The following is a 23,490-nucleotide window of genomic DNA, read 5'->3' on the forward strand; positions in this document are numbered from 1 at the left end:
CTGGTCTTGGCGAAGGCCAGAGGCCATATGCGCTCCTCGACAAGGAGTATGCCATGGCTGAGCAGGAATTCGACTACGACCTCTTCGTGATCGGCGCGGGTTCGGGCGGGGTGCGCGCAAGCCGCATTGCCGCAAGCCACGGCGCGCGCGTGGCGGTCGCGGAAGAATACAGGGTCGGCGGCACCTGCGTCATTCGGGGCTGCGTGCCCAAGAAGCTGCTGGTCTACGGATCGCACTTCGCCGAAGAACTGCAGGACGCGGCCAACTATGGCTGGACGGTCGAGAAGATGAGCTTCGACTGGCCGACGTTACGTGACGCGGTGCTCAAGGACGTCGACCGGCTCAACACCGCCTACACGTCGACCCTCGAGAACAACAAGGTAGAGCGCTTCCTCGAACGCGCGACCGTAACCGGCCCCAACACGGTCAGGCTGGGGGGAAGCGGCCGCGAGATCAGCGCGCGCTACATCCTCGTCGCGACGGGCGCATGGCCGGTCATGCCGGACTTCCCCGGCAACGAGCACTGCATTACCTCGAACGAGGTGTTTCATCTCGAAAACCTGCCGAAGCGCGTGGTGATTTCCGGGGCGGGCTACATCGCGATGGAATTCGCCGGAATCTTCAACGCCCTTGGCTGTCACGTAACGGTGGTCAATCGCAGCGAGACGATCCTGCGCGGCTACGATGAATCGCTGCGCGACCGCCTGCTTCAGATCACCATGGCGCGCGGCATCGAGTACAAGTTCAACTGCCCGTTCGAAAAGGTCGAGAAGCAGGCGGACGGCTCCCTGCAGGTCTTCCTCGCCGGGCAGCCCGATCCTCTCGCCGCCGACATCGTGCTGGTCGCCACCGGCCGCCTTCCCAAGACCGATGGCCTCGGCCTCGAGACCGCCGGGATCGAGCTTGGCGCGCAGGGCGAAATTCCGGTCGACGATCACGGCCGCACCGCCTGCGACAGCATCTACGCGGTCGGTGACGTAACGAACCGCGTCCAGCTTACCCCGATCGCCATCCGCGAAGGCCATGCCTTTGCCGACCGCGTGTTCGGCGGCAAGGATACCTCCGTCAGCTACGACTGCATCCCCAGCGCCGTGTTCTCGCAGCCGCCGCTGGCCGGTGTCGGGCTCACCGAAAGCCAGGCCCGGCAGGCGTTCGGCGGCAACATCAAGGTCTATTCGTCAGACTTCCGACCGATGAAGAACATCTTCGGCCACCGTCCCGAACGCGGCCTCTACAAGATGATCGTCGAGGCCACGAGCGAGAGGGTCCTCGGCATTCACATGATCGGTCCAGAAGCGCCCGAAATTCTCCAGGCCGCGGCAATCGCGGTCAAGGCCGGGCTGACCAAGGCCGATTTCGACGCGACCGTGGCGCTCCATCCATCGATGGCGGAAGAACTCGTCCTGATGCGCTGAGCGGGCCGGTTGCAAGCCGCAACCGCCATGATACCCTGCCTTCCACCAATCCAGGGGGAGGGCAGGCGTGGAGCTATCGGGAAAGACCGTGCTGGTGACCGGCGCGACGGACGGGATCGGCGCGCAGATCGCACGCCAGTTACGTAACAAGGGCGCGACGGTCATTGGGCAGGGCCGCACCCCGGCGCGGGTGGCGGCGGCGAGGGCCGATGGCTTTGAAATCGTCGAGGCGGACCTATCCCTGCCGCAAGGCGTGGAAACGCTGATCTCGGCCATGGCAGGTCGCCAGATCGATGTGCTGGTCAATAATGCCGGGGCTGGAGTGGATCACGATTTCCGCGACGGTCAGCCCGATGCGGCGGCGGCGGATCGCACGATCTTCCTCAATCTCAATGCCCCCATTCACCTTATCACCGCGCTCATGCCTGGGCTGAAGGCACGGCCCGAGGCAATGATCGTCAACGTGACGTCCGGCCTCGCCATCGCGCCGCGTGCGGGTGGCCCGGTCTATTGCGCCACCAAGGCCGCGCTGCGCAGCTACACGCAGGCTCTGCGCGCACAGTTGGCGGGAACCGGAGTGCATGTCGTCGAAGCCCTGCCGCCCGTCGTCGACACCCAACTCACCGCGGGGCGCGGCAATCGCAAGATGCCTGCCGCCGAATGCGCACGCCAGATCGTCGACGGGATGGAGCGCAACGTAACCGAAATCAACATCGGGCTGGTCAAGGTTCTACAGGTCGTGAACTCGGTTTCCCCCGCCCTGGCACGGCGCATCATGCTGAAGTTCTAGGACGCCGGAACGTGCCGTCTCACGCGGCACAGGTTCAGATGCCCGCGTACCACTGATAGCCGGAATGGTCCTCCCAGTACCCACCCTTGCCGCCGTGGATGCCGCCGAGCCGATCCACGGCCTCGATCTTCATCACGTATTTCGCCTGCTTGTAGCCAAGCTGCCGCTCCACCCGCAGGCGGATCGGCGCACCGTGGGCCACCGAAAGAGGCTGGCGGTTCATGGTATGGGCCAGGATCGTCTGCGGGTGCATCGCATCGATCATGTCGATGCTCTCGTAGTAACGCATTCCGGAGAAATCATCTGCGCAATGGAATACAACGTACTGCGCATTCGATGAAATTCCGGCTTTCCGCAGAAGCAGGGCGAGTGGCACCCCGGTCCATTCGCCGATCGCGCTCCACCCTTCGACGCAATCGTGGCGGGTGATCTGCGTGCGCTGCGGCGCAGACATGAGTTGCGCCAGCGACAGCCGCAAGGGTTGCCGCACAAGCCCGCCAACCTCCAGTTGCCATGTCGAAAAGCCGCTCGCCATGTGTGCCTGGTAGTCGGCCGACGCAGGCATCCGGTTCCCGTTGACGCGGAAGCGCGGTGACAGGTCCGCGGTCGTGAATTCGGGGGCAAGCGCGTTCCGGTCGGTCACGAGCCGTTGCCCGGAAAGCGTCGCCTTTTCGCCGAGCGTCAGCACTTTGCGTACAGTCGGGGAGGTCGTGATGCGATCGCATCCGGCCACCGCCAGGCCAAGCGTTCCGATCAGTGCGCTGCGTCTGCTGACAAGGGTCATTCTTCACCCTTCCTCGCTGGGGGCAGGCGGTACCACCCCGTGGTCATGGACCTCAGTTCGTTGAAAGGGCCTGCCAGGACCACCATGACGAGGTGGACCAGAATGAACGCACAAAACGCTGCCGCACACAGGAAGTGTATCGATCTTGCGGATTGGCGGCCGCCGAAGATGTCGAGGAGCCATGGAAACGCGGCGTTCAGCGTGGGCGACATGGTCATGCCCGTCAGTACCACCAGCGGCAGGACCACGAGGATGACGCCAAGATAGGCCATCTTCTGCAAGGGGTTGTACCCTCTCGCCGCCTCGCCGGTCGGAAAGCGAAGGCGCGCATGCTGCTTGATGTCGTGCCAGATATGCGAAAGGCGGCGCTCCTCGCGCGAGAGGCCAAGATTGCGCCGCAGGTGTCCCGACAGCAGGGCGTAGACCAGATAGGCTAGGGCCGAGATCACCAGCACCCACGCAAAGAAGAAATGCCACTGCCGCCCTTCGGCAAGGCTGTAGTAGTTGGGAATGGTGACGAGGGGAGGAAAGGCCCGGGTCGAATGCTCGGTCCAGCCAAGCAGGCCGGTCGTGCCGATTTCCAGTTCACCGATCCTCAGGAAGCCCCGTTGCCCCTGGTTACCGATTTCCAGCCACGCACTGTCCGGGTTCGCCCCATAGGCGCCCCAGTAGAGGCGCGGATGGGCGTTGAAGATCGTCGCTCCGCTCATCAGCATGACTAAGATGCAGAGCGCGTTGATCCAGTGCCAGATCCTGACGGGCAGGCGGGTGCGGTAGACGAGCGCCGCGCGTTCCGGAACCGCGTCCTCGCGCGGATCAACGGCCGGACCAAGTGCACCCACCGCCACCTCCACCAACTGCCCGGTCGAGAGTGCCACGTAACGCCAAAAGCGCAAGTCCCGACACCGCCGATCCGGTTCGGTCAGGCCAGCGGCCTCGTATGGCGGGCAAGGTCCATGAGATCCTGTCGGCTCATCTTGCGCTCGCTGGCGGCGGCCAGGCACGAGCGTGGAACAGGGCGGACCGCCGCCCACGCGGCTTTGCCGATAAAGCCCAGCTTGCGCACGTTGCTGACGACGGTGCGGTGGTCCCACGCGTGGTCGCCGCGCCGTTCCACTTCGCGCGCGATCTCGCCATAGATGCCTGCCGCGGCGAGAATCGCCCAGCGCTGGCGCCCTTTCAGCCGCGCCGCGCCGATCCGCGCAGAGCACTGGTGGACGTGGGCGGTACGGCACATGCGCGCGACGATCCGGGTCAGCGCGGGCCGGTAGTGCGGCTTCATCTGCTCGCCCGGCGGGATGTCTTCCTCGGCCATCCAGTCAAGCGGGATGTAGCAGCGGCCGGCGGCGTCATCCTCCTCGATGTCTCGGGCGATATTGGCAAGCTGGAACGCCAGTCCCAGATCGCAGGCGCGGTCCAGCGTGTCGGCATCGTCGGGCGAAACCCCCATCACCACCGCCATCATCACACCCACGGCCCCGGCCACGTGCCAGCAGTAGCGCATGAGGTCCGCTTCCGAATGCGGTTGCCAGTCGGCCGCGTCGAGCGCGAAACCCTCGATGACGGCGCCCGCCATTTCCAGCGTCAGCCCCGTCTCGCGCGCCACGACGCCCAGTGCATCGAACGCCGGCTCGCCCGTCTCGCGTCCGGCAAAGGCGAGGGCGGTCTTCTCGCGGACAAGCTGGAGCCGCTCCTGCATGCCGTCTTGCGGTCCCAGCGCGCCGCCATGGTCCTGCGCATCGACGATATCGTCGCACCGGCGGCACCAGGCGTAGAGCAGCCAGACGCGCTCGCGCGTTTCACGGTCGAACAGGTGGCTGGCCGCAGCGAAGCTCTTCGAGCCCTTGAGGATCGACTTGCGGGCTATTCCGACAAGGGCTTTCCGGTCGGTCATGCGCTCACAGGTCGTCGGCCTTCATTGCGAAGATCGGCGTGTGCGGCTCGTGCGCCGCCATGCGTGCCAGCAGCAGGTCGAGGCTGGGTTCGGCAAGAAGGATGCCGGCATGGGCCTCGCGGACGAAGCCGACCTCGATCATGTGGCGGTTGAAAGCCAGCAGGTGGTCGTAGAAGCCGAAGGCGTTGAGCAGGCCCACCGGCTTTGCGTGATAGCCGAGCTGCGCCCAGCTCATCGCCTCCCACAGCTCGTCCATCGTGCCGACACCGCCCGGGATCGTCAGGAAGCCGTCCGACAGGTCGGTGAACCGCTTCTTGCGTTCGTGCATGCCGGATACGACGTGAAGTTCGGTACAGTCGTGGTTCGCGACCTCGCTGTTGACCAGCGCTTCGGGAATTATCCCGATCACTTCGCCGCCCGCGTCGAGCGCGCCATAGGCCACCGCTCCCATCAGGCCCAGCCGCCCGCCGCCGTAGACCACGCCGATGCCCCGCCGGGCCAGTTCCTGGCCCACTTCGCGCGCAAGCGTCACGTAACGGCCATCGGCGGGCGAAGCGGAGCCGCAATAGACGGCGAGGCGTTTCACGAAAGATCCTCCAGCATCAGCCTTGCCGTGGCCTTGGCAGAGCCGACCACGCCCGGAATGCCGGCACCGGGGTGCGTCCCCGCGCCGACAAGGTAGAAATTGGAAATCGCGTCGTCGCGATTATGTGCCCGGAACCATGCACTTTGCGTGAGCAGCGGTTCAAGGCTGAATGCACTTCCGAGGTGCGCGGAAAGATCGGTCGAGAAGTCGCTCGGAGCGTAATGGAACTTCGTTACGATACGCGTGTGGATATCGGGGATGAGCCTGCGGCCCACTTCATCCAGTATGCGCTTCTCGAGGATGGGACCGACCTCGTCCCAGTTGACCGGCAACTTGCCCATGTTCGCCACCGGCACCAGCGCGTAGAACGTGCTCATACCTTCGGGCGCGACCGAGGGGTCCGTCACGGTGGGATGGTGCAGGTAGATCGAGAAGTCCTGCGGCAGCACGCCATGGGTGTAGATGTCGTCGAGCAGCCCCTTGTAGCGCGGGCCGAACAGGATCATGTGATGCGGGATACCGGGCCAGGTTCCTTCGATGCCGAAGTGGACGACGAAGAGGCTTGGTGAAAATCTCTTTTTGCCGAGAGACTTTGCGCGGCGTTTTGCATGTGAGTTGTCAGACAGAAGGTCGCGGTACGAATGCATGACGTCGGCATTCGACGCTACGGCGTCGAACTTGCCCGACCAGCCGCTGCGGGTCTCGACCCCGGTCACCCGGGTTCCCAGCGTCTCGACGCGCGTTACCGGATCGCCGATCCGCACTTCCCCGCCGATCCGCCGGAAATGGGTCACCATGCCCTCGATCAGGCGGTTGGTGCCGCCCTTGGCCCACCACACGCCGCCGTCTTTCTCCAGCTTGTGGATCAGCGCATAGATCGCGCTGGTCGTCATCGGGTTTCCGCCGACCAGCAGAGTGTGGAAACTGAAGGCCTCGCGCAGCTTCTCGTTGCGGACGAAGCTGGAGACCATCGAATAGACCGAGCGCCAGGCCTGGTAGCGGGCCAGCGCGGGCGCGGCCTTGATCATGCTCGCGAAGTCGAGGAACGGCACGGCGCCGAGCTTGACGTAGCCTTCCTCGAACACGCCGGCGGAATAGCGCAGGAAATCGTCGTATCCGGCAACGTCCGCCGGCTCCAGCTTGGCGATCTCAGCGCGCAGGCTCGCGTCGTCGTTGGAATAGTCGAAGTTGGTGCCGTCCGCCCAGTTGAGGCGGTAGAACGGCATGACCGGCATGAGTTCCACGTCGTCGGCCATGCGATGGCCCTTGAGCGCCCACAGCTCTTCCAGGCACGCCGGATCGGTGATGACGGTCGGGCCGCCGTCGAAGGTGAAGCCGTCCTTCTCCCAGAAATAGGCGCGCCCGCCCGGCTTGTCGCGAGCCTCGATCAGGGTCGTCTGGACGCCCCCCGATTGCAGGCGGATGGCGAGGGCGAGGCCGCCAAATCCGGCGCCGATGACACATGCACGCTTCATGCGCGGGTTCCTGCAAATGAAAGTGGGTTGGGGCGCGCGCCAAGGCCGGTGAGCACGCCGATGGCCTTGGTTACCGGTACCGGCGGCTTGCCCGAAAGAATGCGCGCCTTGTCGAGAAGGGTCGTCCGACCGGCATAGAAACGCTCGATAAGGCGGCGGTCCAGGCGGTAGAAGCGTTCGAGCACGCGGTAGCGATGCTCGGGCCGGGCCGCCGCGAACAGCATGGCGGAAAGTGCGCGGTGGAACGCCGAGCGCTTCCAGTGCCGGCGCGCGTAGGCTTCGCTGAACGCGGCCAGAGCCTCGCCGCCGAGGTCCGGTTGCCGGGCGAGGGCCAGGGCAAAGCGCACGGCATCGGGCAGCGAATAGCTGGTGACCGCCTGGAACAGGCCGGCGCGAACACCGGCGCGGGCGACCGCGCCTCCGCTCGACCGCCAGAAGGCGTCGAAGTTTCCGCCCGCTACCACCGGAAGCACGCCATGCTCCTCGCCAAGGACCTCGGCCACCTGCCACCCGCGCGCCGCGACATAGGCGTCGATCCTCTCGCCCAGCACCGCCACGTCGAGCGCGGGGCTGTCGGAGTAATAGGTGTCCTCGACGAAGATCTCGTCGGCGGCAAAGGGCAGGCAATAGACGAAGCGGTAGCCGTCGATCTGTTCGACGGAAGCATCCTTGACGATCGGCGCGTCGAGACTGTGCGGCTGCGCGAGCCGGAGCCGGCGGCCGACGAACTTCTGCCATCCGCCGGTGAGGTGCTGGAGGTTGCGCAAGCCCCGCGCGTCGATAACGGCGCCCGCCTCGATGCGGGTGCCTTCCGAAAGCGTCACCTTGGTGGCGCTGCACGCGAGCGCGCGGACCCCGGTGATCAATGAGTCCTGCCCGAGCGCGGCCCGAAGCACCGCGTCAAAGCGTCTCGATGTGATCGAATAATAGCTCGTCTTCAGCCGTCGGCGGAAAGCGGGGAAGTGGACGGTATATTCGGGCCATGCGGCGACAAACATGCCGTCGAGCAAGGCGCGGCCTTCGTTGCCCACGTCGCTGCCGAAGAACGACCACACGTGATTGCCGCCGAGCCGCTCGCCCTGCTCGACCAGCAGCAGCGAGAGGTCGGGACGTGCACGGCGCAGGGCGAGAGCCACGAGGCCGCCCGCAAGCCCTCCGCCAAGGATCGCAATGTCGCAGCGTCTCGCGGTCATCCCGATCCGCTTAGGGACATGCGGTTGCCGGTGCAACCACGCGCTTGTGCCCCGGTCCCCGACACGTCAGAAAGGGCAGGCAGGCAGGAGGGGCCATGAACAGACAGGGCGTGCGATTGTTGCCGGACCGGGGTGGTAGCCTGGCTGCTTTCGGTGTCGGATTGGCGGTGGTCATCATTCTTCTGGGCATGGGGCGGCCGCCGATCTGCCCGTGCGGCGTGGTGCGACTATGGCACGGCGTGGTGGAATCGGCAGAGAACAGCCAGCAGGTCTCGGACTGGTACAGCTTCAGCCATCTGATCCACGGCTTCCTGTTCTACGGCGCGGCGCACATTGTCTGGCGCAGGTTCGGCTTCGCGGAGCTTTCCCCGAGGTGGGCCCTTGCCCTTGCGGTCCTGATCGAGGGATCTTGGGAAATCCTCGAGAATTCGCCCATCATCATCGACCGCTATCGTTCGGTCACGATCTCGTGGGGCTATTCGGGCGACAGCGTACTCAACTCCGCCGCCGACATCGGCTTCATGGCGGCGGGCTTCCTGTTCGCAGCGCGCGCGCCCGTGCTGGTCACCGTCGTTCTGGGCATCGGGTTCGAGCTCTTCACGCTCTGGGCGATCAGGGACAATCTCGCGCTGAACATCCTCATGCTCGTCTGGCCGGTGGAGGCGGTGCGCGTCTGGCAGGGTGGCGGCTGACCGTCTGTTTTTCTTGACCGATAGTCTCACTGCCACGACCATCAGGTTGCAAGTTGACACCGATCAATGTCACTTTTCCCATCGAGCCGAAAACGGCCACATGATGGCGCAAGACCACGGAGAGACAGGATGGCTGAGCAAGCGCAGGCTGGCGGCGATTTCGACGTATTGATCGTCGGCGCCGGCATTTCGGGCATCGGGTCCGCATGGCATCTTCAGGACCAGTGCCCCGACAAGACCTATGCGATCATCGAGAGCAAGGACACTTTCGGCGGGACCTGGGAAACCCACAAGTATCCCGGCGTGCGATCGGATTCCGACCTTTACACCTTCGGCTACCGTTTCAAGCCGTGGGTCGGTGCGCCGATCGCGAGCGCGCAGGCGATCCTCGACTACATGGGCGAGGTGATCGACGAAGCCGGGATCGACCGCCACATCCGCTATGGCCACACGATCACGAGCGCCAGATGGTCGAGCGAGACCAACCGCTGGACGCTGGAGGCGCGGCGCAAGGATGGCACGACCGCCACGTTCACCGCGAACTTCCTGTGGATGTGCCAGGGGTACTACGACCACCAGGTCCCCTACATTCCGAAGGAATGGAAGGGCGTATCGGACTTCAAGGGCCTGTTCGTCCACGCCCAGCTCTGGGACCCGGCGACCGACTGGGAAGGCAAGCGCATCCTCGTGATCGGATCGGGCGCGACCGCCGCCACGGTGGTCCCCGCCTTTGCCGACAAGGCGCAGGTCACGATGCTCCAGCGTTCGCCGACCTATTTCTACTGCCATCCCAACCAGAACGAGCTGGCCGACCGCCTGCGCCAGATCGGCATCGACGAGCCGACCATCCATCGCGTCGTGCGCGCGCAGATCATGCATGACCAGGCCGTGATGGACAAACGCTGCGTCGATGAACCCGACGTCGTGTTCGAGGAGCTGAAGATGGCCGTCCGCGCCTATGCGGGCGAGGATTTCGAGTTCGAGCCGCACTTCACGCCGAAGTACCGGCCCTGGCAGCAGCGACTGGCATTCTGTCCCGACGGCGACCTGTTCCGCGCTGCCGCCGAGGGCAAGGTGCGCGTCGTGACGGACACCATCGACCGGTTCACCGAAAAGGGTGTGCTGACCGCTTCGGGCGAACTGCTCGAAGCGGACATCATCGTCGCCTGCACCGGCTTCCATCTCAAGGTGCTGGGCGACATTCCGTTCGAGGTCGATGGCAAGGCGGTGAACTGGGGCGATACCGTTACCTATCGCGGCATGATGTTCACCGGCGTGCCCAACATGGTCTGGGTATTCGGCTATTTCCGGGCAAGCTGGACCCTGCGCGTCGACATGATGGGAGACTTCGTCTGCCGCCTGCTCAGGCACATGGACGAGCGAGGAGTGAAGAAGGTCGAAGTGGCCTTCCGCGACGAGGATTCCGGCATGAAGATCCTGCCGTGGATCGAGGCCGACAACTTCAATCCCGGCTATCTCATGCGCGATCTGGACAAGCTGCCCAAGCGCGGCGACAAGAGCGAATGGCGCCACAACCAGAACTACTGGCTGGAGCGCGAGGCCTTTCCTGCGATCGATCTCGATGGTCAGGAGTTCATCTACAACGGCGTCCGCGCCGAGCCGCGCGTAGTTGAGGCGGCGGAGTAGAAGTATCCTTTAACTGATTGAAAGCTTTCATATCGAACCTTGATCCCGGACTGCGGACATGCCGCTCCGGGGTCATTTGTTCTCATTTTGTTTCCCCAGGGAAACATCTGTGGGAGGGCCTCCAGGCCCTATCATCCGTCCGGCAATGCTCGCCAATCCTTGCCGACAAACGGTGTCAGGCGGGCTCGAGGTTGCGGGGCAGAACCGGAAGCGCGCCGCCCGATGCCTTTGCCCGTTTGGAACCCGCTGCAAGTTCCTTTTTCAACGCCCTGACATAATGATCGAAATCGAGCTGGATCGTGTGCCGCCGGGCCGCGTAGTATTGCCCGGTGTAGTAGGCCTCGTCCTCGGCAATGATGCGGTGCATCTCGTCCGGCGGTGGCGGCGCGTATTGCCCCGCAAGATAGGCCGCCACCAGCTTTGACTGCTGCTCTGCGAAATTGACGAGCGTCGGCAGAGGCTGGGCCAGACCGACGTAGAACAGGTCGGGCATGCCCGGCTTGAGTATCCGCTTGTATAGCGGAGGCGGGCGGTTGTCGGCATCGGCCACAAGCTCGGGATCGTCGAAGAACGGAAAGCGGATGTCGTAGCCCGTCGCCCACACGATCGCGTCGATCTCCTCGCGCGTACCGTCAGAGAAGATGACTGCATTGCCGTCGAGCCTTTCGATGCCGGGTTTCATGGCGATGTCGCCAGATCCCGCGCGCAGCAGAAACTCGCCGGAGACGGTGCCGTGGCTTTCGAACGGGCCGATCTCGGGTTCGGGCAGGCCGTACTGGCTCATGCGGCCGACCAGTTTCTTGATCATCCGTGTGGCGATCCAGTTGCGGAGGCCCTTTGGCATCCATGCGGGCGCCGGGTTCTTGTCGAGGGGCTGGCCGCGATAGTACTTGGGCAGTACCCACACCCCGCGCCGCGTTGATACGAACAGGCGCGAGGCGATCGGACGCTGGGAAAGCTCGGAGGCGATGTCCATCGCGCTATTGCCCATGCCGACGACGAGCACGCGCTTGCCCACGCAATCGATCGGGTCGAACGGGCTGCGATAGGCGTGGCTGTGGATCTGCGGCCCGTCGAAATGGCCGGGGTATTCGGGAATGCGTGCGGCCCAGTAATGGCCGTTGGCGACGACCAGTGCGTCGAACCGCTCCACTTCTCCGGTCGACAGCCTGATCTTCCAGCCGCCATCGTCGCGGCGCGTGGCCTTTTCGACCCGCGTGTTGAAGCGGATGTGCGGGCGCAGGTCGAAATGATCGACGTAGCCGTGGAAGTATTGGAGAAGCTGTGCGTGGTGCGGGTAATCGGGCCATTCGGCCGGGACGGGGAAGTCCTCGAACGCCAGGCGCCACTTCGACGTGTCGATGTGCAGGCTCTGGTAGCAGGCCGACATGCCGTTGGGGTTGTTGAAATACCAGTTCCCGCCAATGTCGTCCGAGGCTTCGTAGACGACGAAGGGGATGCCGTAATCCTGCAGGCACTTGGCGGTGGTGAAACCGGAGCAGCCGGCCCCGATGATGCAGACGCGCGGCAACTGGGTCATCTGGCGCTCCTCAATCGCGGGACATGACCACGGGCATCGCGGTGAAGCCGTGCAGGAAGGGGCTGGCAAGCCGCGTGGGCGCGCCTTGCGGCGTGATGCGCAAGCGGCGGGTGGCGATTTCCTCGATCACCGCCGCGATCTGGACTTCGGCAAGGCGAGCGCCGACGCAGCGGTGAATGCCGTGGCCGAAGCCGATGTGGCGGCGGGCGTTCTCGCGCGTTACGTCGAAGCGCTCGGCATCGGGGAACACGTTCTCGTCGCGATTGCCGGATATGTACCACATGACGATCTTGTCGCCTTCGGCCAGGCGTTGGCCGCCAAGCTCGGCATCGCGCGTCAGGGTGCGGCGCATGTGGGTGACCGGCGATTGCCAGCGGATGATTTCCTGCGCGGCGTTGGCCGAAAGCGCGGGATCGGCGCGCAGCTTGTCCAGTTCGGCCGGATAGCGGTGGAGCGCCTCGATCAGGCCGCTCATCGAATTGCGCGTGGTGTCGTTGCCGCCGACGATCAGCAGGGCGATGTTGGCAATGCGCTCGGGCGGGGTGAGGTGGCCCATCGCATCGGAATGGACCATGCGGCTAAGCAGGTCGTCGCTGGGCGGCAGGGCGCGGCGTGCCTCGAGCTCGCGGTCGAAGCGCATCAGCATCTGGCCCATCTGCTGGACGAATTCGGCGCGGTAGGCGTCGTTGAGGCTGTCTTCCGAAACGCCGCTCGCCCAGTCGGACCAGCGCTTGATGTCGCGCCATTCGTCGAAGGGCATGTCGAACAGGATGAGGAGCATGCCCAGGGTCAGCGGGATCGACACGCGCTCTACCCAGTCGAACTCCTCGCCCATGGGCAGACCGTCGAGCAACTGGGTGGTGCGTTCGCGGACAAGGCGTTCCAGCTTCACCATCTGGCTGGGGCCGAACGCGGGGGCGATGACCTTGCGCTGGGCGGTGTGGATCGGCGGGTCCTGCGCGATGAAGTTGGGAAACTCGGTCTCGTTCACCGAATCCGCGATCGTGATGTTGCCGCGCTGCCACGATGAGGAATAGGTCCCCGGATCAAGCTCGACCTGCTGGATCAGATCGTGCGTGACGACAGACCAGTAGGCGCCGAACGGGCTTTCGGCGCGGTAGCTGACCGGCATGTTCTCGCGCAGCCAGCGGAACGGTTCGCGCCAGCGATCTTCGGTGTAGAGCGCGTTGAGGCTGACATCGTGGGGATTGATCGCGCGGTCGGGTGCCAGCGTGGCTGCCATGATCCTGCTCCATTGCCCGACATTGCCGCGGGCTTGGGCGGAACTATCCTTAGTCGGGCAGTTAAAGTCCAGAGCTTGCGGTGATCGGTCATGTTTTGGGCTGGCGGATTGCGCGGCCGGCGCGGGCGGAGCGCTTCTTCAGCCAGATCACCACGCCGGTGATCGAAAGCATGGTGACCATCAGGCCGAGCGCGCTGACGAACAGGCGGTAGGGCAGGCCGAAGACATGGGCGGTGTGCAGCGCAGTCAGCCAGTTGGTGAAGGTGTTGGCGCCGTTGACGCCGCTCGGCCAGTCCACTGACTTCAGTACGCCGGTGTTGCTGTCGAAGGCGACGCGGGTGCCGCCGCCGTGGTGGCTGATGTCGGCCCCGGTGGTGAAGCCGTAGGCGTAGAGGCCGCTGGTGGGCACGTGCCAGATCCAGCTCTCGCCTTCATCGAGGACGGCAAGACCCTGCTTCGTCGCCTCCTGTTCGGCAAGCTCCTGCCCCCGTTCAACGGCTTCCCGGAAGCCCAGCCGCGGGGCGTTGCGGGGGGCGGGTAGCGTGCTTTCCAGCAGCACGAGACGCGCGTCCTGCGCGCCCACCGCCTGCATTATCGGTACGTGGACCTGGGGCAGGTTGAACGAGACGCTCGACCACGCAAAGACCAGCAGCAGCGGCCAGAGCCACAGGCCCCCGGCGCGGTGGAGGTCGAAGTTGAGCTTGTAGGGCGTGGACTTCCACCGCACGCGCCAGCTGGGGCGCCAGCGTTCGAGGAAAGGGGCTCGGGCGGACCTTGGCGCGCGCGGGGGCAGGGTCAGGTAGAATCCGACGAAGCAGTCCACGGTCCAGATCAGCGCCGCCACCCCGAAGACCAGCGTGCCGATCGCGCCAAGCGCGAGGCTATAGTGCAGGCGGTAGAGGAAGGGCATGAGGTTCTTGAGGCCTTGCCCGATATTGCCCCATTCGCGGCGGCCCTGCTCTTCACCTGAGACGGGATTCAGGAACAGGTCGTTCCAGTCGGGCACCCCGGGGCCGCGTTCGCGCTCCAGCCCGGTTTTCGGGTCGAGCCAGTGGAGGTGGAGGCGCAGGGACTTGCCTGGCTCCACGGTGAGGGGGAGGAAATCGACGGCCGCGCCGGGGTGGCGGGCCAGCACTTCCTCGCGCACGCGCAGGGGATCGGGCGTGCCGGTCCAGACCGAATTGTGGAGCTGCGGCGCGGTGGCCGCTTCCAGCTCCTCGATCCACGGCAGGAGCGAGCCGGTGAGCCCGGCCACGCCAAGGAACAGCGCAAGGGTAAGGCCCGCCCAGCGGTGGGCGATCACCCAGAAACCCCGCCCCGGCAGCGCGAGCGGCCGGGGCAGAAAGAACGAGCGGGGCGCGCTCGTCGCCATCAGAAGGTCATCCGGATCGAGCCGGTCACGCTGCGCGGCGGAGCGTAGAACGACTGGTCCCAGTAGAGGCTGGCGAGGTGCTTGTGATTGGTGACGTTGGCGACATTCAGGTTGAAGCTGACATAGTCGGTCAGCTTGTATCCGGCCTGGAGTTGCAGCGTGGCGTAATCGCCCTGGCGGATCGTGCCGAGGGTGTTGGTGGTCGAGATATCGTCCTGCCAGCGCAGCGCCGCGCCGAGCTGGAGCTTTTCGACCGGTTCCCAGCGCAGGAGGAGATTGGCGGTCGTGCGCGGCACGTAAGTTCGCACAGGCGCGCCGTCGCGGCCTTCTAGCGACAAGTGGGTCACGCCGCCCTGAAGAGTCAGGCCGGAGGCGATCCGCCCGCCGATCTCGGCCTCGATGCCCTGGCTGCGCACGAAAATGCCGGTGTAGAGCGTCTGGCCGAGGTCCGCGTCATACCCGGAGGATTCTGCGAGGTTGGACTGTTCGGAACGGAACAGCGCCACCGAGCCGAAAAGGGCCTTGTCTGGGGTCTCGCCCTTGAGACCTGCCTCCCAGCTCTTGCCCTTGGCCGAGCCTACGGGCCTCAGGTCGGTGCCGAGTTCCTTCTGCGGATTGAAGATATCGCTGTAGCTTGCGTAGAAGTTGACGCCGGGGACGACCTTGAAGGTTGCGCCGACGAACGGGCTGACCGCGCTTTCGCTGCGGGCGGCACTGACGCCGAAGGTGAAGCCGGTGGTCTGCACGTCGACGTAGTTGGCGCCGAGGATCAGGCCGATGCGGTCGGTCAGTTCAAGATCCGTCGCGGCCCGCACGCGCCACTGCCTGTCGTTGATGCGCGCGCTTTCGACCGGGTCGCCGAAGGCCGGGTATGCTACTTCGCTGCCGTCCCAGCCGCTTTGCAACGAGGGCAGTGCGCCCCATGCGGGATCGGTCGTTGCGACGGGGTAGGTCAGGTAACCGAACTTTGCGGCAGTTCGCTGGACGCCGACAGTGAGCTTCTGGTCGCGGCCGAAGAGCTTGAAGGTGCCGTCGAGCCGGTTGTCCCAGATCCAGCCTCGTGCGGTGGAAAGGTAGCCGCCCGGGTAGCCGTAGAGGCCGAGGCCGGTGTCTGCGTCGGGCGTGCCGTAGACGTAGAACAGACGCGAGGGTTCGTCGTTCACGCGGCGGGTGAGGTGGGTCCTGACCGACCAGCCCGGCGCGAAGGTCCAGGTCGCTTCGCCGAACGCGGTCTGGTCGCTGTTCTTCCAGTAGGTCCAGTCCTGGGTGGTCGAAGTGGGGACGTCCCAGTCAAGCTGGTTGCCCGCGCTGTCGAGGAGCGGAAGTGCACCCCACAGCACGCCGCGCGAGGTGCCCTGCTGGCGAGCATAGCCGAAGGAGACGGCAAGACTGTCGGACAGGCGGCCGTCGACCACGGCCTGTATTGCGGTGCGGCTGGAGCGGTAGTCACGCAGGTACGAGTCCGCGTTCTGCGCGGCGCCCGCGATGCGCACGCCCCAGTTGCCGTCAGCGGTGAGCGGCATGTCGATGTCGAATTCGCCGCGCATGCGGTTCCACGAGGAGGCGGTGAGCTCGCCAGAGATACGGCGCTCGCCCGTTGAGTGCTTGCGGCGATAGTTGATCGTGCCGGAAGGGTTGCCGACGCCCGAGAGAAGGCCGTTGGCACCGCGCACGACCTCGATTGAATCCCACATGACGGTGTCGAGCGAGCCGATCGAGGGGCCCCAGATGTTGGGGAGCTGGATGCCGTCGACCATTGCCTCTGTGATGTCGAAACCGCGCGCGTTGTAATAGGTGCGGTCGGTCTCCGCCTCCTCGACGTTGACGCCGGTGACATAGCGCAGGACGTCGTTGACTTCGTCGAACGCGAAATCGTCGAGCACGCCGCGGTCGATCACGGTGACCGACTGCGGGGTGTCGACAATGGCGAGGGGAAGGCCGGTGGCACCGCTGGCCACGCCTTCGGCGCGGTCGCCGATGACGGTAATGCGGTTTTCGGTGTCCTCCGCTTCGTCGGCATGGGCGGCGGTCGCGTTCAGGGCGATCGCGGCCAGGGAAACGGCGGAAAGAATTTCGAAGCGGTGCAACACGTTGAACTCCCGTCAGATGACGGGGTGGTCCTTAGTGCGAGTCGTTCTCAAGAGTCAATGCAACTAAGAATCATTCGCATTAATAAGGAATGACAGGGGCATGAAGCCATGCGCCACGCTGTTCACGACCTGAGCCAAAGGCTGGTTGCCCACAGTGACCAACCGTCCTAAAAGGGTCTCATACCCCGGGGAGCCAGTGTGGCTGAGAGGGGCTGGTCACGCAGCCCGACCCGTTGAACCTGAACCCGTTAGCACGGGCGGAGGGAAGGGCAGTGCCTCGGCAAAGAACCCGGGCACGCGCGCTCCCCGACCGCCTGAAAGAGGAGCGCTTGAATGGCCGACATCAACTCCAAGCTGGAAATCGGCGTCACCACCGGGCCGATCCGCGGCAGCCGCAAGATCCACGTGGAAAGCGCACGCTTTCCCGGCTTGACGGTGGCGATGCGCGAAATCCAGCTCGAGCCTTCGAGCGGCGAGCCGCCGGTACGCGTCTACGATACGTCCGGTCCGTACACCGACCCCAAAGTGACCATCGACATCGCGGCGGGCCTGCCCACTCTGCGTCGCGACTGGATCATGGCGCGCGGCGACGTGGAAGAATACGACGCGCGCGAAGTGAAGCCCGAGGACAATGGCCTCAAGGGTCCGGATCGTTCTGCCGGGGTGCCGCCGTTCCCCAACGTCGTGAAGCGCCCTTTGCGTGCAAAGGCGGGCCAGAACGTCAGCCAGATGCACTATGCCCGCCGCGGGATCATCACGCCCGAGATGGAATACGTGGCGATCCGCGAGAACCTTGGCCGCAAGCAGGCCAAGGAAGCGATGATCCGTGATGGGCAGGACTGGGGTGCGTCGATCCCCGATTACGTGACGCCCGAATTCGTGCGCGACGAAGTGGCGCGTGGGCGGGCGATCATCCCGTCGAACATCAACCACCCTGAAAGCGAACCGATGGCGATCGGCCGCAACTTCCTGGTGAAGATCAACGCCAACATCGGCAATTCGGCTGTGGCATCCGACGTCGCGAGCGAAGTCGACAAGATGGTCTGGTCGATCCGCTGGGGTGCGGATACCGTGATGGACCTTTCGACGGGGCGGAACATCCACGACACCCGCGAATGGATCCTGCGCAATTCGCCGGTGCCGATCGGCACGGTGCCGATCTACCAGGCGCTCGAAAAAGTCGGCGGCGTGGCCGAGGACCTGACCTGGGAAGTGTTCCGCGACACGCTGATCGAACAGGCCGAGCAGGGCGTGGACTACTTCACCATCCATGCCGGCGTGCGCCTTCCCTACATCCCGCTTGCCGCCAAGCGCATGACCGGGATCGTCAGCCGTGGCGGTTCGATCATGGCCAAGTGGTGCCTTGCGCATCACAAGGAGTCGTTCCTTTACGAGAACTTCGACGAGATCACCGAGATCATGAAGGCCTATGACGTGGCCTATTCGCTGGGCGATGGCCTGCGTCCCGGATCGATCTACGACGCCAACGACGAAGCACAGTTCGCCGAACTCTACACGCTGGGCGAACTGACCAAGCGTGCCTGGGAACAGGACGTGCAGGTGATGATCGAGGGCCCCGGCCACGTGCCGATGCACAAGATCAAGGAGAACATGACGAAGCAGCTCGAGGCGTGCGGCGAAGCGCCGTTCTACACGCTCGGGCCGCTCGTCACCGACATCGCGCCGGGATACGACCACATCACCAGCGGCATCGGTGCGGCACAGATCGGCTGGTACGGCACGGCGATGCTCTGTTACGTCACGCCCAAGGAGCATCTCGGCCTGCCGGATCGCGATGACGTGAAGGTCGGCGTGGTGACCTACAAGCTGGCAGCCCACGCCGCCGACCTCGCCAAGGGCCACCCTGCGGCACAGGCGCGCGATGACGCGCTGAGCAAGGCGCGCTTCGAGTTCCGCTGGCGCGACCAGTTCAACCTGTCGCTCGATCCGGAAACCGCCGAGCAGTACCACGACCAGACGCTTCCGGCGGAAGGCGCAAAGACCGCGCACTTCTGCTCGATGTGCGGTCCGAAGTTCTGCTCGATGAAGATCAGCCAGGAAGTTCGCGACTTTGCCGCCAAGCAGAATGCCGGCATCGAGACGTTTGTCGCCAACGAGGCCGAAGCCGAGGCCGGCATGAAGGCGATGAGCGACAAGTACGACGAGATGGGCCGCGAACTGTACATCGGCGCGGGCGGGCGCGAGCACGACTGAGGCGGCGCTGCCGCCAGACGATCGGTCAGGACTGTCCCCTTGTCCGGGGACAGTCTTGCCGTCATCCTTTGCGAAAGATCGCAGGGAGAGCGGCGGATGAAGAGCCCAATGACCGGTGGATGCCTGTGCGGCGCAGTACGTTATGAAGCGAGCGGTCAGCCCGCGATGCAGGGCGTCTGCCATTGCCGCAACTGCCAGAAGCAGGCAGGCACGGCATTCTCGATGATCGTCGGCGTGCCGGAGGCCGCCGTGACAGTCAGCGGAACCCCGGCCACCTACATCGATCATGGCGAAAGCGGAAACGAGGTCCGACGCGAGTTCTGCGCGACATGCGGATCACCGCTGTTCAGCAAGGTGGCAGCCATGCCGGGCATGGTCTTCATCAAGGCGGGTACGCTTGACGATACCAGCGGCTTTGCGCCCGCGTTCCAGGTGTGGGCGAAGAGCCGGCAGGACTGGATAGACCTTGGCGCGGTGCCTGCGTTCGACACGAATCCGGGCTGATCCGGCAGGCTTCCCAAGCGCCCGGTCGGCTGCCATGGAGGCGGCATGACACCTGCTTCCGATGCCGAACTTGCGATCCGTCTTCGGCGGGCCGAATTCAACCGCGCACTTGCCGCGAGGGATCTCGAGGCAATCGGCGGCATCCTGTCTCCGTCGGTCATCATGGTGACCGGCAGCGACAGCGCTGTGATCAACGGGCGCAAGGCGCAGTTGCTTGCGTGGAAGCGCGAATTCTCGGCCGCGAACCGACTGGTCTATACCCGGACCCCGGACGAGGTAGCCACCTCTGCGGTGGAACCGATCGCGATGGAGCGCGGACGATGGCAGGGCGTCGCGGTGGGGCATTCGGCGCCGGTCGCTGCCGGTAGCTATGCCGCGAAGTGGCGCATGACGGCCGGCGTGTGGCATCTGGTCGCCGAAATCTTCGTGACGCTGGGATGAAGGGGCAGGGTTGATCCGGAGGGCGCGCGCCACCTGATATTCACCATGCCTTGCCAGGTTCGGGGCCATGCTGATCAAGCCCGCATTCTCGCATACTCTGACGCAGTGCTGGTACACCCGTATCCACGTTCCGGTGCTGCATCGTGAAAGGGGAAGCGACGGTTTCGTCACCTCGATCTGCCGTTACTGCGAAAGGCCGATCCGCTCCCACGGGGGCAAGTCGTGGACGCTTGCCGACGGCGTCGATCTCGATGAACTCGCAGCGCTGTCGCGCACGCCTTACATCTGCGTGACCAGCATCTCGGATGGCATGATCATCGCGCGCTATCCGATTGGCGATGGCGACGACGAGGATACGGTGCGGGCCCGGTTGGAAGCGGTCATCGTCGAGCACGGTGCCCGCGAACCTGCTAGCGGCCTTGCCGTGAGGGTCGTGGGCGGGGGGCCGAAGTCCTTTACGTGATTGGCGCTTCCATGGTGACGACCTGGCCCATTTCCGGCTCTTCGTCTTCGGCCGGCGGCGAAGTCGGCTCGTCCGGACCACTGGTCTCGCGCAGGTCTGGTGCTGCAATCCGATCTTCGGGGATCAGTTCAGGTTCGGGCTCGTAACGCACGGTGTCATAACCCGGGAAATCGGCGGGAGGGCCGGATGGCGGGTCAAGTGCCCAGGACGCGGGTTCGAGGTGCAGCGCCCGGGCATAGGAACCGATGGGATATGCGTTCTGCCCCGGGATGTTTTCGTAAGTGACGGCGACGATTTCGGGATAGTCTGCAGGGTCCGGCGATTGCCAGGGCCGGGCGGCCATGTGCCTCGGCTCGGTCGGGACAGCTTGCGATATCAGGGCGCCAAACAAGGCACCGACCGAAACGAGCGCGCTGGCTGGGGTGGCTGGCATTCGTTTGCTCCTGCGATCCATCCATCGCCTGGAGAAATGCCCGTTGGCCCGTTACGGTTCCGCCAAAGCAGAAGGGCGCCCCGTTCGGGAGCGCCCTTTGCTGTTACCGGTTCAGCGCGAAGCTGGCCCGGTTCACGGGTTTGGCACCGCTCGCGAAGTTGCGAGGCAGCCCCGTGTTGCTACGCTTTCAATCGGCGAGCTTGGAAGCCTTGCTCGAGATCGGCTTCACGTCCTTGACGTCGAAGGTGACCGGGCGACCGTTGAAGCGGCCGGTGACCGAGCGCTTGGTGACGCGCAGTTCGAACGGCACCTTGCCGGCATAGGCCGAGCCCTTCAGAACCTTGACTTCGCCCTGCTGCTCGGCGGTGTAGTCGTACTTCACGCCCTGGTAGGTGAACGAACCGGTCTCGCCTTCGGCAGCGCTGGCGGCGGCGGGAGCGGCGAGGAGGAGGGCGGCGGCGGTGATGGCGAACGACGAATTGAACATGGCAATGTCTCCTGGAAGATAAGGAAAGATTGCCTTCAGCACCCTTATCTTGTTGCGTCGCAGCATAATCTTTGTGTGCAACGCGGCAATTGTATTTGCCGGGAGTCTGGTTGCAAGGAATGCAACTTAAAAGGAAATGCCTTGTGATTCAGAATTGTATATGAATTTTGAGGCCGAAAAAATGTATGCAATGCATACGATTTTTAGGCGCTTTCCACCTACTGCATGACGGCGCGCGCGATTCCCTGCGGGCTGTCGCGCGCGTGGAGCCTCTAGCGCTTGCGCACGAATTCAGCGCGCAGGACCAGGCCCTTGATGCCGGGATACTTGCAGTCGATTTCCTGCGGGTCCCCGGTAAGTCGGATCGACTTGATCAGGGTGCCCTGCTTGAGCGTCTGCCCGGCGCCCTTGACCTCAAGGTCCTTGATGAGCGTCACCTGGTCCCCGTCGGCAAGGAGGTTGCCCACTGCATCGCGGACCTCGACGGTGCTTGCGGCGGCACGTTTGGCGGCCAGTTCGGATGCGGGCATCCATTCGCCGCTTTCCTCGTCGTACACATAGTCTTCTTCGTCGCTCACCGCGGTTCTCCTGTCCTCTTCGCGTTGGCACTCCGGGACACGGAAAGCCAGTTCAAATCACCGCGTCGACGATAAGTTTCCCGCCGAGCAGGACCATCAGCAGGTAGATGATCGTGTAGAAACGTTCAGGGCGGAGGACGCGAACGACCCGTACCGCGACTATCGTGGTACCGATCGCCAGCGGCACCAGCAGCGCGGCGGAGACCAGAACTTCGTGCGTGAATGCGCCAAGGAGGACATAGCTGGGCACCTTGATCCAGTTGATGGCGGCGAACAGGATCGAGTTCGTGCCCGCATAAGCGAGATGGGGAAGGCGGCGCGGCGTCACGTACATCTGGAAAGGCGGCCCGCCGGCATGGGCGACCTGGCTGGTGAACCCGGTCAGCACGCCGAACAGCGCGCCGACCCATCCCGGCGCCTCCGAGGGCGCGACGATACGCCCCCCGCGCTCTACCCACAGGCGGTAGAGGCCAAACAGCAGGGTGATAGCGCCGAGCACGGCCATCAGCGCCTGTTCGTTGATCAGGGCTGCCATCGCCCAGCCAAGGCCGACGCCGATGAAGGCTCCGGGGAGCATCCAGGCGACGATCCACCGGTCCCAGGAATGCCGGAACGACCAGACGCTGACCACGTCCTGGACGATCAGGATCGGCAGGAGGATCGCGGCGGCGGTCGATGGCGGCAGGGCGAGGGCGGCAACCGGCGTGCCCAGCGCGCCGAGGCCGGAAAACCCGCCCTTGGCCATGCCCACAAGGATGACAGCGAGCGCGCAGGCGGCGAGAGTGGTGGGATCTGACAGGAGCATGCGTTCAGCGCGGTCTTGCCGTCGCCGGCCAGTTCGTCAACCCGCCGGTCCAGAGGGCCAGCCACACCAGCACCGGCTGCACGAACATGCGGGGTACGTGATAGGCCAGACCCAACCCGCCGTCGGGACGGGCCATGTCCATCATGAAGTGGTTGATATTGCCCGGGAAGACGCAGACCGCATAGGCGGCGAGACCCGCTCCTGCCAGCTTGCGCAGGCTGGGCGACCAGGGCTGTGCCAGGGTGAGGGCGCCAAGGACTTCTGCAATGCCGGTCCAGAAGACGACGGTCTGCGGGAATGGCACCCAGCCCGGGACGATCGACAGGAAAGGGCGGGGAATGGCCAGGTGCAGCACGCCAGCGAGCAGGTAGAACAGGGCCAGCGCGATCCGTGCGATAGAGCGGGTCATGCGCCCGGCTTCCATCCCGGCGGGGCAAGGGTGAAGCCTCCGAAATCGAACCCCGGCGCGACGATGCACGAGACAAGGGCGTAGCCGTGCGGTCCGGAAAGTGGCTCTGCCGCCTGCCACTGCGCGGCGGGGACGACGGCATTGAGCGAGTGGCCGGCCTCGGGATTGTTGCCCAGAATTGTCGTTGCGGGCTGTTCATCGCCGGTCGAAGCGACGTGCAGCGCCAGAGGATCCCCGCCTTGCCAGACCCAGATCTCGTCGGCATCAACGGCGTGCCAGTGCGATCGCTTTTCTGCCTGCAGGAGGAATATGATCGCTGTGCTCGTCGCTCTTCCATCGGCGGCGGCGGTGGCTCGCCATGTCTCCCTGAACCAGCCGCCTTCCGGGTGCGCGGATAGGTCGAGGATGGCGATCAGGTCCTGTGCGGAATGCATG

Annotated in this window: 24 protein-coding genes and 1 riboswitch; of the genes, 8 read left to right on the forward strand and 16 right to left on the reverse strand. The window is 64.8% G+C overall.

Going from position 1 to position 23,490, the window contains the following annotated elements:
* Positions 1-53: 53 nt before the first annotated feature.
* Both gorA and SARO_RS09065 read left to right on the forward strand, forming a co-directional pair.
* The gene (gorA, locus tag SARO_RS09060; protein WP_011445460.1) at positions 54-1,415 is read left to right on the forward strand and encodes a glutathione-disulfide reductase; all 1,362 of its coding nucleotides are present in this window, start codon (positions 54-56) and stop codon (positions 1,413-1,415) included.
* A gap of 67 nt (positions 1,416-1,482) precedes the next feature.
* Complete coding sequence (locus tag SARO_RS09065; protein WP_011445461.1) at positions 1,483-2,205, forward strand: SDR family NAD(P)-dependent oxidoreductase; 723 nt, start codon at positions 1,483-1,485, stop codon at positions 2,203-2,205.
* Between the two features lie 34 nt (positions 2,206-2,239).
* Here the strand turns inward: SARO_RS09065 and SARO_RS09070 are convergent, their stop codons facing one another.
* The 6 genes from SARO_RS09070 to crtY form a co-directional block, all read right to left on the reverse strand.
* Positions 2,240-2,989, reverse strand: a complete 750-nt coding sequence (locus SARO_RS09070) for a molybdopterin-binding protein (protein ID WP_011445462.1) — start codon at positions 2,987-2,989, stop codon at positions 2,240-2,242.
* Positions 2,986-3,831: a cytochrome b/b6 domain-containing protein gene (locus SARO_RS09075; protein WP_049759509.1), complete on the reverse strand. Its 846-nt coding sequence runs from the start codon at positions 3,829-3,831 to the stop codon at positions 2,986-2,988. The genes SARO_RS09070 and SARO_RS09075 overlap by 4 nt, the downstream gene beginning before the upstream one ends.
* An 80-nt stretch (positions 3,832-3,911) precedes the next feature.
* On the reverse strand, positions 3,912-4,883 hold the full coding sequence (locus tag SARO_RS09080; RefSeq protein WP_011445464.1) for a phytoene/squalene synthase family protein: 972 nt from the start codon (positions 4,881-4,883) through the stop codon (positions 3,912-3,914).
* 4 nt (positions 4,884-4,887) lie between these two features.
* Complete coding sequence (locus tag SARO_RS09085) at positions 4,888-5,469, reverse strand: TIGR00730 family Rossman fold protein (protein WP_011445465.1); 582 nt, start codon at positions 5,467-5,469, stop codon at positions 4,888-4,890.
* A complete protein-coding gene (locus SARO_RS09090) occupies positions 5,466-6,944 on the reverse strand; it encodes a phytoene desaturase (protein ID WP_011445466.1) in 1,479 nt (492 codons plus the stop codon). Before SARO_RS09090 ends, SARO_RS09085 begins: the two co-directional genes overlap by 4 nt.
* Entirely contained in the window at positions 6,941-8,137 is a 1,197-nt protein-coding gene (gene crtY / locus SARO_RS09095) for a lycopene beta-cyclase CrtY (RefSeq protein ID WP_011445467.1), read from the reverse strand. The genes SARO_RS09090 and crtY overlap by 4 nt, the downstream gene beginning before the upstream one ends.
* 95 nt (positions 8,138-8,232) lie before the next feature.
* On the opposite strand from crtY, the gene SARO_RS09100 reads away from it, so the two are divergent.
* Both SARO_RS09100 and SARO_RS09105 read left to right on the forward strand, forming a co-directional pair.
* On the forward strand, positions 8,233-8,829 hold the full coding sequence (locus tag SARO_RS09100) for a DUF2585 domain-containing protein (RefSeq protein WP_011445468.1): 597 nt from the start codon (positions 8,233-8,235) through the stop codon (positions 8,827-8,829).
* A gap of 129 nt (positions 8,830-8,958) precedes the next feature.
* Positions 8,959-10,476, forward strand: coding sequence for a flavin-containing monooxygenase (locus tag SARO_RS09105; protein WP_011445469.1), 1,518 nt, complete (start codon positions 8,959-8,961; stop codon positions 10,474-10,476).
* Positions 10,477-10,651: 175 nt separating this feature from the next.
* On the opposite strand, the gene SARO_RS09110 is transcribed toward SARO_RS09105, so the two are convergent.
* The 4 genes from SARO_RS09110 to SARO_RS09125 all read right to left on the reverse strand — a co-directional run bounded on the left by SARO_RS09110 (position 10,652) and on the right by SARO_RS09125 (position 16,721).
* Positions 10,652-12,016, reverse strand: coding sequence for a flavin-containing monooxygenase (locus tag SARO_RS09110; RefSeq protein WP_011445470.1), 1,365 nt, complete (start codon positions 12,014-12,016; stop codon positions 10,652-10,654).
* A gap of 10 nt (positions 12,017-12,026) precedes the next feature.
* Positions 12,027-13,259, reverse strand: coding sequence for a cytochrome P450 (locus SARO_RS09115; RefSeq protein ID WP_011445471.1), 1,233 nt, complete (start codon positions 13,257-13,259; stop codon positions 12,027-12,029).
* Between the two features lie 88 nt (positions 13,260-13,347).
* Positions 13,348-14,631, reverse strand: a complete 1,284-nt coding sequence (locus SARO_RS09120) for a PepSY-associated TM helix domain-containing protein (protein WP_011445472.1) — start codon at positions 14,629-14,631, stop codon at positions 13,348-13,350.
* Positions 14,631-16,721 carry a TonB-dependent siderophore receptor gene (locus SARO_RS09125; RefSeq protein ID WP_011445473.1) on the reverse strand — a complete coding sequence of 697 codons (2,091 nt, stop codon included), beginning with the start codon at positions 16,719-16,721 and terminating at the stop codon, positions 14,631-14,633. The genes SARO_RS09120 and SARO_RS09125 overlap by 1 nt, the downstream gene beginning before the upstream one ends.
* Positions 16,722-16,897: 176 nt before the next feature.
* Positions 16,898-17,005, forward strand: a riboswitch (TPP riboswitch).
* A 49-nt stretch (positions 17,006-17,054) separates the two neighbouring features.
* Between SARO_RS09125 and thiC the strand changes: the two genes are divergently transcribed.
* The 4 genes from thiC to SARO_RS09145 all read left to right on the forward strand — a co-directional run bounded on the left by thiC (position 17,055) and on the right by SARO_RS09145 (position 20,343).
* Positions 17,055-18,935, forward strand: coding sequence for a phosphomethylpyrimidine synthase ThiC (gene thiC, locus SARO_RS09130; protein WP_011445474.1), 1,881 nt, complete (start codon positions 17,055-17,057; stop codon positions 18,933-18,935).
* Between the two features lie 96 nt (positions 18,936-19,031).
* On the forward strand, positions 19,032-19,439 hold the full coding sequence (locus SARO_RS09135) for a GFA family protein (RefSeq protein ID WP_011445475.1): 408 nt from the start codon (positions 19,032-19,034) through the stop codon (positions 19,437-19,439).
* A gap of 45 nt (positions 19,440-19,484) precedes the next feature.
* Entirely contained in the window at positions 19,485-19,880 is a 396-nt protein-coding gene (locus SARO_RS09140) for a nuclear transport factor 2 family protein (protein WP_011445476.1), read from the forward strand.
* 67 nt (positions 19,881-19,947) lie between these two features.
* The gene (locus tag SARO_RS09145; protein ID WP_011445477.1) at positions 19,948-20,343 is read left to right on the forward strand and encodes a hypothetical protein; all 396 of its coding nucleotides are present in this window, start codon (positions 19,948-19,950) and stop codon (positions 20,341-20,343) included.
* Here the strand turns inward: SARO_RS09145 and SARO_RS09150 are convergent.
* The 6 genes from SARO_RS09150 to SARO_RS09175 form a co-directional block, all read right to left on the reverse strand.
* On the reverse strand, positions 20,336-20,776 hold the full coding sequence (locus SARO_RS09150) for a hypothetical protein (RefSeq protein ID WP_011445478.1): 441 nt from the start codon (positions 20,774-20,776) through the stop codon (positions 20,336-20,338). The genes SARO_RS09145 and SARO_RS09150 overlap by 8 nt on opposite strands.
* Positions 20,777-20,963: 187 nt before the next feature.
* Positions 20,964-21,263, reverse strand: a complete 300-nt coding sequence (locus SARO_RS09155; protein ID WP_011445479.1) for a hypothetical protein — start codon at positions 21,261-21,263, stop codon at positions 20,964-20,966.
* A gap of 272 nt (positions 21,264-21,535) precedes the next feature.
* Positions 21,536-21,841 (reverse strand): alkylphosphonate utilization protein, encoded by a 306-nt coding sequence (locus tag SARO_RS09160; protein WP_011445480.1) that lies wholly within the window; start codon positions 21,839-21,841, stop codon positions 21,536-21,538.
* 52 nt (positions 21,842-21,893) lie between these two features.
* Positions 21,894-22,646, reverse strand: coding sequence for a sulfite exporter TauE/SafE family protein (locus SARO_RS09165; protein WP_011445481.1), 753 nt, complete (start codon positions 22,644-22,646; stop codon positions 21,894-21,896).
* Positions 22,647-22,650: 4 nt separating this feature from the next.
* Positions 22,651-23,055 (reverse strand): DoxX family protein, encoded by a 405-nt coding sequence (locus tag SARO_RS09170; protein WP_011445482.1) that lies wholly within the window; start codon positions 23,053-23,055, stop codon positions 22,651-22,653.
* Positions 23,052-23,489: a cupin domain-containing protein gene (locus tag SARO_RS09175; RefSeq protein ID WP_011445483.1), complete on the reverse strand. Its 438-nt coding sequence runs from the start codon at positions 23,487-23,489 to the stop codon at positions 23,052-23,054. Before SARO_RS09175 ends, SARO_RS09170 begins: the two co-directional genes overlap by 4 nt.
* Position 23,490: the final 1 nt, after the last annotated feature.

The organism is Novosphingobium aromaticivorans DSM 12444 (genome assembly GCF_000013325.1).
In the GTDB taxonomy this organism is placed as follows: Bacteria; Pseudomonadota; Alphaproteobacteria; order Sphingomonadales; family Sphingomonadaceae; genus Novosphingobium; species Novosphingobium aromaticivorans.

Coding starts and splice junctions, on each gene's coding strand:
- thiC (WP_011445474.1), top strand. CDS start 17,055: ATGGCCGACATCAACTCCAAGCTGGAAATCGGCGTCACCACCGGGCCG.
- SARO_RS09100 (WP_011445468.1), top strand. CDS start 8,233: ATGAACAGACAGGGCGTGCGATTGTTGCCGGACCGGGGTGGTAGCCTG.
- SARO_RS09105 (WP_011445469.1), top strand. CDS start 8,959: ATGGCTGAGCAAGCGCAGGCTGGCGGCGATTTCGACGTATTGATCGTC.
- SARO_RS09070 (WP_011445462.1), bottom strand. CDS start 2,989: ATGACCCTTGTCAGCAGACGCAGCGCACTGATCGGAACGCTTGGCCTG.
- SARO_RS09080 (WP_011445464.1), bottom strand. CDS start 4,883: ATGACCGACCGGAAAGCCCTTGTCGGAATAGCCCGCAAGTCGATCCTC.
- SARO_RS09170 (WP_011445482.1), bottom strand. CDS start 23,055: ATGACCCGCTCTATCGCACGGATCGCGCTGGCCCTGTTCTACCTGCTC.
- SARO_RS09155 (WP_011445479.1), bottom strand. CDS start 21,263: ATGTTCAATTCGTCGTTCGCCATCACCGCCGCCGCCCTCCTCCTCGCC.
- crtY (WP_011445467.1), bottom strand. CDS start 8,137: ATGACCGCGAGACGCTGCGACATTGCGATCCTTGGCGGAGGGCTTGCG.
- SARO_RS09120 (WP_011445472.1), bottom strand. CDS start 14,631: ATGGCGACGAGCGCGCCCCGCTCGTTCTTTCTGCCCCGGCCGCTCGCG.
- SARO_RS09165 (WP_011445481.1), bottom strand. CDS start 22,646: ATGCTCCTGTCAGATCCCACCACTCTCGCCGCCTGCGCGCTCGCTGTC.
- SARO_RS09140 (WP_011445476.1), top strand. CDS start 19,485: ATGACACCTGCTTCCGATGCCGAACTTGCGATCCGTCTTCGGCGGGCC.
- SARO_RS09090 (WP_011445466.1), bottom strand. CDS start 6,944: ATGAAGCGTGCATGTGTCATCGGCGCCGGATTTGGCGGCCTCGCCCTC.
- SARO_RS09115 (WP_011445471.1), bottom strand. CDS start 13,259: ATGGCAGCCACGCTGGCACCCGACCGCGCGATCAATCCCCACGATGTC.
- gorA (WP_011445460.1), top strand. CDS start 54: ATGGCTGAGCAGGAATTCGACTACGACCTCTTCGTGATCGGCGCGGGT.
- SARO_RS09135 (WP_011445475.1), top strand. CDS start 19,032: ATGAAGAGCCCAATGACCGGTGGATGCCTGTGCGGCGCAGTACGTTAT.
- SARO_RS09110 (WP_011445470.1), bottom strand. CDS start 12,016: ATGACCCAGTTGCCGCGCGTCTGCATCATCGGGGCCGGCTGCTCCGGT.
- SARO_RS09150 (WP_011445478.1), bottom strand. CDS start 20,776: ATGCCAGCCACCCCAGCCAGCGCGCTCGTTTCGGTCGGTGCCTTGTTT.
- SARO_RS09145 (WP_011445477.1), top strand. CDS start 19,948: ATGCTGATCAAGCCCGCATTCTCGCATACTCTGACGCAGTGCTGGTAC.
- SARO_RS09175 (WP_011445483.1), bottom strand. CDS start 23,489: ATGCATTCCGCACAGGACCTGATCGCCATCCTCGACCTATCCGCGCAC.